The following is an 8,211-nucleotide window of genomic DNA, read 5'->3' on the forward strand; positions in this document are numbered from 1 at the left end:
CTTGAAAAATCAAACATCGCAATACAGAGAGATAACAACAATCAAATGGCTTATTTTATCGTTGGAACGTTGATTGCTTTCCATAAGTCAAAAGCTGTTTGACAATTCCTGGTTACGATGATGAGCAACAGGAGTACGTGAAAACCTACGAGTAAACCCCAATTAAAGAGGGATGAAACAACTTAAATCAATGGTTTAAGTTTAACTCTAAATTTCCAGTTCAGAGTGTTTTGATTTAAAGAGAACAGTTAAAACTGTTGGCTTCCTGATTCATTTTTCGTGATAGATTCAGGTCCCTAGCATTTCTGATGATGAAAAAGAACAGCTGTTTTACAGGTTCAAAAGAGGAAGTGGTGAGAAATCACATATTAATGGTATAGGGTTTTCCATCATCAAGAATGTAGTAGAGCTTCATGGCGGTGGTATAGGTGTTGAAGATAGCCCTGATGGCAAGGGTTCTATGTTCTGAATATGACTCAAAAAAGCTTGACGTTACTTGTAATTTTTAGATAAATGAAGGATGTCTTCTATTTATCAGAGTATATGCACTTTTTGCAGAAATCTATACCTGCACCAGTTCCACCATAACGTCTTTTAGATGAATCATCTATTTGGTAGAAAAGTTCGAAGATATAGTTTACTTTATAAGTAAATTATAATTAATGCTGATGTAAATGGTGCCTATAATATTATGAAAAAAGCAATCCCTGATTTAGATGGGATAGAGGGTGTAGCGTTACACCCAATGAGTATATCTCATGAATGTAATTGATAATAAAATTAGTTATCTAATGTTACTAAGTTTATCAATTACAATGACGTTCTCAGCTGAATTATCATCAATTCCAATCCAGTATCACTTATTATTTTGTGTAAATTATCTTCCTCATCAAACGCATAAATATCTACCTGACCGCCTGAAGACGTAAAATCATTAGCATTATTCAATATATGTAAAAACACTTGCTCTAGATATTCAGGACTCGCATCTATCAATGGGAGGTCAGGTTCAATATATGTGTTTAAAGTAATTCCACTGTTTAAAAAATATGGTATTTGTTTGGATACTACATCGTTTAACAAACTATTTAATGATACTTTTTGAATAAAATCAATTATATTTTCAAAACTCGTTGACGTTTCGATTTAAAATGTGAATCAAAAATATCAGATTGGTTTTGACCGTGGTGAAAAATCCTTCTATTGAGCCCGTTTTTTGAATTGCTATCGCGTAACTTTTTACCATTATGTACATCATCCATCACAACATAATTTCAATTTAATGATTTTTATATTAATACTGTTATTATTAATTTCATTAACCATCAATAGATGTGACAGTAAACACATATAGATAAACTATATTAATAACAACAACTGTTCAATATTAAAGTATATGTCTCTTCTACCATATTCCGCAATTATAACAGCAGTAATCCCAGTTTCCATCTATCTTGTCTACATAGCTGCAGTCATATTTACAAAAGAAGAACCAGGGAAAAAGGTACAGAATCCGCCGGATATCACGGTAGTAATTCCTACATACAACGAAGAAAAAGTGATAAAACACCGCATAAAAAATCTCAAGGATATCAATTATCCAACAGATAAAATTCATGCAATCGTTGTGGATGACAGGTCATCCGATTACACTGTAGAACTTGCAAAGGACGCTTTTGATAAATATAATGTATCTGGTGAGGTTATCGTAAAGGGCAGCCGAACTGGAACCAACGAATCAGTTAACCTTGGAGTTAAAAGTGCAAAAACCGATGTCGTAGTTACAACAGATGCCGATGTGGTATTTGAAGATGATGCACTTGATTATGCAATAGGAACTCTGTTAAGTGATGATAATATTGGAGCAGTCTGTGGTGAACTGGAACCTATTGTGAAAGAAAAATCATTTACAACCGGTTCCGAGAAAGCCTATCGGTCTGTCTATGGTAAAATGTGTACATGGGAGAGTCATATCCACTCAACCTACTGTTTTAACGGACCACTGATTGTCCTTAAGAAAAAAGCTTTTTCACCTATACCTGCAACCCACGGTGCATCAGATGCTGGTATGGCACTTGAAATCATCCGCAACGGTTATAGATGTATTTATGAAGCAAATGCTAGGTTCTATGAATATATAACAGAAAATCTTACGCAACAGCGCCGCCAGAAAATTCGCAGATCTTCACGACTTCAGGAAGCAACTTTGCACAACATCAACCTCATAACCTCAAAATACGGAAAATTTGGAACCCTAATACTTCCGATGAGGTTTTTGATGTTTTTTGTAGTTCCTGTCACATTTTTTGCTAGCGTGATCTTGTGGTCGGTATTGTTGGCACAGTTCAATATCGTCCTCGGTTTACTGATACTTGCAGGATTTGCTGGAGCTCTCATATCAGGATTCTGGAGTTCAAACATCCTGTCTTCCTTTATCTGGCATCAGGTCTATCTGCTGTTCAGCCTGAGGTATATGTTCAAAGGAAAACACATCTGGCAGGCTATTGATAGAGAAAAAGTATAACTAAAATTAAATTATTTTTTTGATTTGCTGTTTTTCAGATAATAATCATTGGCTTTCATAAGGTCTTCAGGCGTTCCGACATCGATATGGATGCCATCGATTTTTCTGTACACAACTTTTTTGTCCTGTTCTACCAAAATTTTAATCGAATCGGTAAGCTGGTACTCATTTTTGTGACCTGGTTTTGTATCCCCGATGGCATCAAAGACACCAGGTTCGAAAACATACATACCAGCTATACCCAATTTACTTGGAGCTTTATCAGCTTCTGGTTTCTCGATCAAATCCACTATATTGTTACCATCTGTTTGAATGATACCGTGACGGGTTACATCTGAGACTTCCATGACACCAATGGTAGCATCGGCGCTATTCTTTTCATGATATTGTTTTAAATCCTGCAGGATAGTATCCGGTGAGAAAAAATTATCCCCAAGTACAACAGCAAACGGCGAACCATTGATTACATGTTCACCAGCTGCAACTGCGTTTGCAAGACCCAACCGTTCGTCCTGGACAACGTAGGTTATATTAACACCGAAACGTTTCCCTGAGCCGAGATAATCGGATAAACCGTGTTTTTTCGGACTCACAACAATGGTGATGTCGTCTATTCCTGCTTTGACAAACGATTCGACAGCATGCTCAATAACCGCTTTATCCCCTACTGGTAGCAGCTCTTTTGGCATCGCATGGGTAAACGGACCTAATCTGGTTCCACTTCCTGCTGCTGGTATCAGCCCTTTCATTATTTTTCACCTGTATAAAGATAATGTTAAAATGGACTTCACGTTTAATAAAATTTTGCTAAATACAAAATTTTAAAAGATGAGATGTACGAAATTTAACCTTCAATGAGCAAGAAGAAACTTTCAACAGCTTACGAAGTAATCACAAAACTGGAAGGTTTTTAAAAATCTAGATTATGTAGTGTAGAACATTATATCTCGCTATCTGAACCGAAAATACCATAACCAATCTCATGGATAAAGTTTTTAGAATAACATTAACTTAACATCTTCAAAAATTAAACCACAACAACTTCACAATTTAATTTTGTCTTCAACCTGTCAGTTTTTCTACCCATGTCCTCTACCAGAACAGTGTACACACCATATTTACCGGCAATATCGGCCACGTTCTCGACAAAATCCCCTTTCAACTGCAGGGTTTCGTATTCAATACCCCGCTTCTCAGCTTCTTCACCGATTCTGCCAAGTCTTTCTGAAATAAGATCGTCCCTGTCCTTTTTAATATCCTTCATTAGGTCCTTGACAATATCCTTGCCCAGAAAACCGTGGTTTTGAGTAACCTTGGCAACTTTTTCTGTTATGTTTCTATCGCGCACACTTAATACAATCAGTTTTGCGTTTTTATCTTTCGCCATATCAAGTGCACGTTTTGCCAGTTCTTTATGGATGGAAGTTGCGGAAAATGCTACCATTATAGAGTTGGACCTATTCATTATTATAACCTTTGTTATGCTAAATATATAAATCATATTAAAGATATTATGTGATATTCAAACCTATAAGTGGCCAATAGACAAGTGCCATTATTATAAAAGCTATCCATGATGTTAGATTTAAAATTAATCCCGGAAGCAGCACATCTTTGATTTCATAATAACCTGAGGAATAGGCGATAGCATTTGGTGGAGTCCCCATCGGGAACATGAAAGCAAGACCTGATGGTATAGCTATCAGGTAGACCATTGCCACGGGATTGATACCCACAACATCTCCTACACTGAAACCTATTGGAATCAAAATCGCAACAGCTGCAGAATTACTAATTCCCTCGGTCAGGAATTTGGCGATTAGGGAGATTCCAAGTATCAATAAAAACGGGGTCAGGATAATACTGTCAAGAGCCTGACTAGCAAGCCATTGTGCTGCACCTGTCTGGGAGAGTGCTGATCCGATGGATATAGCACCACCATACATCAGGATTACTCCCCAGTTAACATCTGATTCGATATCTTCCCAGTTTACGACATTGAGTATGAATAGGGCTACAGCACCCAGAATTGCAATGGCTGCCAACCCGAAATCATGACCCAGAAAAATCCATGCAAGAACAGTAAATACCAGTATAGCACCGGATTTCTTTTCATAAATATCCATACTGCCAATACGGCTCAATTCCTTTTCAAGAACCCTTTTTGCAGGTTTAACATCATCGACATCGATTCTAAAGAAATAAGTCAAAACCAAAAACCCGATAACAAGCATTACAAAAACGATTGGAATTGATGCCCCACACCACTCAAAGAAGGATATTTCCATCCCAGTATTCTCTTTGAGCATGGCAATAGCGAGAGGATTTCTGGCACCCCCAAGCAGTGTTCCTACACCACCGATAATAGCACCCCATGCAAGGGATAAGAAAAGAAGTGTACCGTATTCACTGTCCAGAGGTTCAAGGTCAAGATTGTCGGCTATCGTAGAAACCACGGGAAACATGAGTGCAGCGACAGCGTGCTCGGGCATTATAAATGACATCAGTGCAGAGGACAACATGATGCCGCCCAACAGTTTCCTGGGCGTGCCACCAAACCTGCTGACCATCGTCAGTGCTATACGTTTACTGAGCCCTGTTTTCATCATCCCGGCTGCCAGAATAAACGCACCCAGAATAAAAAACACTGCCCTGTTCCCAAAAAGTGAGAATGCTGCTTTGCTTGACATCACATCAAGTAAGGGCAGCAGAACTATCACAAACAGACCAGTTACCGATAAAGGGAGAGCATTCGTAGTCCATAGGATTATAGCTACAACAAAAATCCCGAGCGCATTTTTTGCCTCAACTAATAATCCTTCAGGTGCTGGTGCAAGAAACACACCTGCAAGAATTACCAGAGAAAACAATATTATGAGGTAGCTGTGGTTGTTATCTCTCCCCATCCATGACACACATTATATCCGTTTTCAAGTTAGATTAGTTTGAAAGATAACCCAGCTCTTCCAGTTTTTCAACGATGGTTTGAGCTGCACCCACTGGTGTTGTATTACAGGTTTCTATAATCAGTTCAGGATTTAGCGGTTCTTCGTAAGTATCCTGATAACCGGTCAAATCGGTAATATCTCCCTGTTGGGCCTTGGCATACAGTCCTTTAGGGTCACGTTCCATACACACCTCAAGCGGAGTTTTTACATAAACTTCAACAAAATTCTCGATTTCGTTCCTTGCATGTTCCCTGAACTGTCTGTATGGAGATATTAGAGCTACATTAACAGCAACACCGTTTCTTGCAAGAAGTTTGCTGACAAATGCAACTCTTCTGGCGTGTTCCTGTCTGTCCTCTTTGGTAAATCCAAGGTCTGCACTTAAACCTTTCCTGATCTCATCCCCGTCCATGGTTTCGGTACAGAAACCCCTCTCTTTGAAAATTTTTGTAAGCTCTGCTGAAATGGTTGATTTTCCCGTACCAGGCAGTCCTGTCAACCATACTACAAATCCATTATTACCGTTGTTCATATTTTCACCTATCAACTCGTATCTGGGATAATTTATAAATCTTTACTTATACCTGCAAAAGATTTAAAACTTCTTTAATAAAGTAATCGGTGTCACCTTTTGGAAGAACAATCCCAGCAACTTCATTTTTACCCCCTGCAGAGTACCCCTTTTCCTGTGCAGCATCAATTATTGATGTCATAACAGGTCCCGATTGACCGGCTCTGACATATAACTGGTCCTTATCATCGAAAAATCCTCGGTTTACAACGATTGCAACCCTACAATCTCCGTTCCATGCCAGATTTCTTGCAACCGGTGAAGTGATATTGTAACGAGTATCTATTTCCTGAATAGCGATTCCATCTTCATAATCTACAGGCATGTTCTTCTGCCTTTCAGTTTCCATCTCAAGGTCGTCAAGATTTTTCTTCCAATCACTGTTGTCCAGTATTCGCTGTGGATGAAGTTTATTTTCTTTTATAAAGTGCACAGCATTCATAACCTTCTGTTTATCCCCCACTTTATAATTCGAATCGATTAACTCGACCACCCTTAAAAGGTCCTCAAAATAAAAATCGCTATCTTCCAAAAATGCTTTGATGTATTGATAAATTCCTACATTATCCTTGATTTTCTTTTCCCTGTCACCAACCGCACCAAGAATTGAAAACAGGTCTATTTCCCTATCCAGATATCTGGTTAAAACCCATGTATTTGATGGATAACTTTCAGGTGGTTCACCCAAACTTACAGGATTATGGTGATGTATACCATCTCTTTGGATATTATTCTGCAGATGGTGATCGAATATATAGATTTCTGCATCGGTTTTTTCTTTCAAATCCAATATGTTGTCTTCAGGCAGTGCCATATCAGCTATGATTATAAAGTCGTAATTTTGTTTGCTGATATTTTCAATCTCGTATCCTGTCAGGAAGTAGTTCCCAATGTGTGGAACATGGGTGTCAAATTCCTTTTCCAGGTCTTCAAAAAGAATCGCTGCTGAACAGATACCGTCTGTATCCCAGTGGTGTATCAGTAAACCGTTGTCACTTGATGGTAATATATTATCAAACCCCGAATATTTCTTAAGGATTGTAAAGTAGCAAAGTTTTTCAAGTATTTTAAATTTGTTTTTCTGGTCAATCAATAAAAATTACAGATATCAATTTTATTCCGAAAAAACCTGTAAGATATAGTATTCCTAAATAATCCTCAGTAACTGATTTTCTCACAGTAATGATAGGGTATTATAGTTAATAAATTAACTTTATCAAAATCTCGACTGATTAAAATCGTGGGGTAAAATTTTGGTGGTATATTATGAAAATCAGTAACATATACTGTTTCGCAACTACAGTTGCAACTTTAATAATGTTGATATTAATATTATCAACTACAGCATTAGCGGTTACACATACCGTGGATGACGATGGAAACAAAAATTATACTACTATACAGGCTGCCATAAACGCAGCAAATGACAGCGACACCATTATAGTCTACAATGGAACATACAAAGAAAATGTAAATGTGAACAAATCAGTAATTATCATGTCAGAATCTGGAAATCCGAATGATACTAGGATTGTAGCCAACGATTCGAATGACCACGTATTCCATATTACTAGAAACAACGTGACAATCAGTGGATTCAATATAACAGATGCTTCAGCCTTTCTAAATGTAGGAATATTCCTTGATGGAGTCCAGAATAACAATATCAGTAACAATGAATTATCATACAACTTTAAAGGCATCAGTCTTGATGAGTCCAGTAACAACAAATTAATCAATAATACTGCAAACTCAAACAACTATTATGGGAATAAAACAGTTCCCAAATTATACAACAAATTTACATAATATTACATACAATATTTAATAATTGTAAAAGGTGTTAAATTTGTATAATATAAAACAAGCTTCTGAATATCTGGGCGTTAATCCTGAAACATTGAGAAGATGGGAAAGAGAAGGCAAAATAAATCCTGAAAGAACTGAAGGAGGACATCGCAGATATTTTACCTGTAAAAAATGCGGTCAGACCCTTTCGAGGGATATAAACAGCGCTGTAAATATTGCTAAAAAAGAAATGTATTTGTCTGGCACGGACTACAAAGGTAATCTCAAAAAACCTTTGTATATTGCATATTGGAGATACAATAATTCGAAAATAAATATGCAAACGAATTAAACGAGAAAGATGATACTTTCTCACCTGA

At 37.3% G+C, this 8,211-nt stretch carries 10 protein-coding genes; 4 read left to right on the forward strand and 6 right to left on the reverse strand.

The genetic code is table 11. The features are described 5' to 3' along the window. Positions 1-301 precede the first annotated feature (301 nt). Positions 302-469 carry an ATP-binding protein gene (locus ACLFMM_RS07765; RefSeq protein ID WP_410808172.1) on the forward strand — a complete coding sequence of 56 codons (168 nt, stop codon included), beginning with the start codon at positions 302-304 and terminating at the stop codon, positions 467-469. Between the two features lie 341 nt (positions 470-810). On the opposite strand, the gene ACLFMM_RS07770 is transcribed toward ACLFMM_RS07765, so the two are convergent. Beyond that, the gene (locus tag ACLFMM_RS07770; RefSeq protein ID WP_410808163.1) at positions 811-1,083 is read right to left on the reverse strand and encodes a sensor histidine kinase; all 273 of its coding nucleotides are present in this window, start codon (positions 1,081-1,083) and stop codon (positions 811-813) included. Between the two features lie 313 nt (positions 1,084-1,396). Between ACLFMM_RS07770 and ACLFMM_RS07775 the strand changes: the two genes are divergently transcribed. Next, on the forward strand, positions 1,397-2,524 hold the full coding sequence (locus ACLFMM_RS07775; RefSeq protein ID WP_410808165.1) for a glycosyltransferase: 1,128 nt from the start codon (positions 1,397-1,399) through the stop codon (positions 2,522-2,524). 11 nt (positions 2,525-2,535) lie between these two features. Here the strand turns inward: ACLFMM_RS07775 and ACLFMM_RS07780 are convergent, their stop codons facing one another. The 5 genes from ACLFMM_RS07780 to ACLFMM_RS07800 all read right to left on the reverse strand — a co-directional run bounded on the left by ACLFMM_RS07780 (position 2,536) and on the right by ACLFMM_RS07800 (position 7,136). Then, positions 2,536-3,273 carry a sugar phosphate nucleotidyltransferase gene (locus tag ACLFMM_RS07780; RefSeq protein ID WP_410808166.1) on the reverse strand — a complete coding sequence of 246 codons (738 nt, stop codon included), beginning with the start codon at positions 3,271-3,273 and terminating at the stop codon, positions 2,536-2,538. Positions 3,274-3,551: 278 nt separating this feature from the next. Beyond that, the gene (locus tag ACLFMM_RS07785; protein WP_410808167.1) at positions 3,552-3,989 is read right to left on the reverse strand and encodes a universal stress protein; all 438 of its coding nucleotides are present in this window, start codon (positions 3,987-3,989) and stop codon (positions 3,552-3,554) included. Between the two features lie 46 nt (positions 3,990-4,035). Continuing rightward, positions 4,036-5,430: an SLC13 family permease gene (locus ACLFMM_RS07790; RefSeq protein WP_410808173.1), complete on the reverse strand. Its 1,395-nt coding sequence runs from the start codon at positions 5,428-5,430 to the stop codon at positions 4,036-4,038. Between the two features lie 34 nt (positions 5,431-5,464). After that, on the reverse strand, positions 5,465-6,004 hold the full coding sequence (cysC, locus tag ACLFMM_RS07795) for an adenylyl-sulfate kinase (RefSeq protein ID WP_410808168.1): 540 nt from the start codon (positions 6,002-6,004) through the stop codon (positions 5,465-5,467). A 46-nt stretch (positions 6,005-6,050) separates the two neighbouring features. Beyond that, complete coding sequence (locus tag ACLFMM_RS07800) at positions 6,051-7,136, reverse strand: DHH family phosphoesterase (RefSeq protein WP_410808169.1); 1,086 nt, start codon at positions 7,134-7,136, stop codon at positions 6,051-6,053. 173 nt (positions 7,137-7,309) lie between these two features. Here ACLFMM_RS07800 and ACLFMM_RS07805 point away from each other — a divergent pair, with 173 nt between their 5' ends. Together ACLFMM_RS07805 and ACLFMM_RS07810 are read left to right on the forward strand one after the other, a co-directional pair. Then, positions 7,310-7,852: a nitrous oxide reductase family maturation protein NosD gene (locus ACLFMM_RS07805; RefSeq protein ID WP_410808170.1), complete on the forward strand. Its 543-nt coding sequence runs from the start codon at positions 7,310-7,312 to the stop codon at positions 7,850-7,852. A gap of 40 nt (positions 7,853-7,892) precedes the next feature. Next, on the forward strand, positions 7,893-8,183 hold the full coding sequence (locus ACLFMM_RS07810; protein WP_410808171.1) for a MerR family DNA-binding transcriptional regulator: 291 nt from the start codon (positions 7,893-7,895) through the stop codon (positions 8,181-8,183). The last annotated feature ends 28 nt before the right edge of the window (positions 8,184-8,211 follow it).

Origin of the sequence: Methanohalobium sp. (genome assembly GCF_046546175.1) — an archaeon.
Taxonomy (GTDB): Archaea; Halobacteriota; Methanosarcinia; order Methanosarcinales; family Methanosarcinaceae; genus Methanohalobium.

Excerpts from the sequence above, each read along its gene's own strand:
- ACLFMM_RS07790 (WP_410808173.1), bottom strand. The coding sequence starts at position 5,430 with ATGGGGAGAGATAACAACCACAGCTACCTCATAATATTGTTTTCTCTG.
- ACLFMM_RS07775 (WP_410808165.1), top strand. The coding sequence starts at position 1,397 with ATGTCTCTTCTACCATATTCCGCAATTATAACAGCAGTAATCCCAGTT.
- cysC (WP_410808168.1), bottom strand. The coding sequence starts at position 6,004 with ATGAACAACGGTAATAATGGATTTGTAGTATGGTTGACAGGACTGCCT.
- ACLFMM_RS07780 (WP_410808166.1), bottom strand. The coding sequence starts at position 3,273 with ATGAAAGGGCTGATACCAGCAGCAGGAAGTGGAACCAGATTAGGTCCG.
- ACLFMM_RS07805 (WP_410808170.1), top strand. The coding sequence starts at position 7,310 with ATGAAAATCAGTAACATATACTGTTTCGCAACTACAGTTGCAACTTTA.
- ACLFMM_RS07785 (WP_410808167.1), bottom strand. The coding sequence starts at position 3,989 with ATGAATAGGTCCAACTCTATAATGGTAGCATTTTCCGCAACTTCCATC.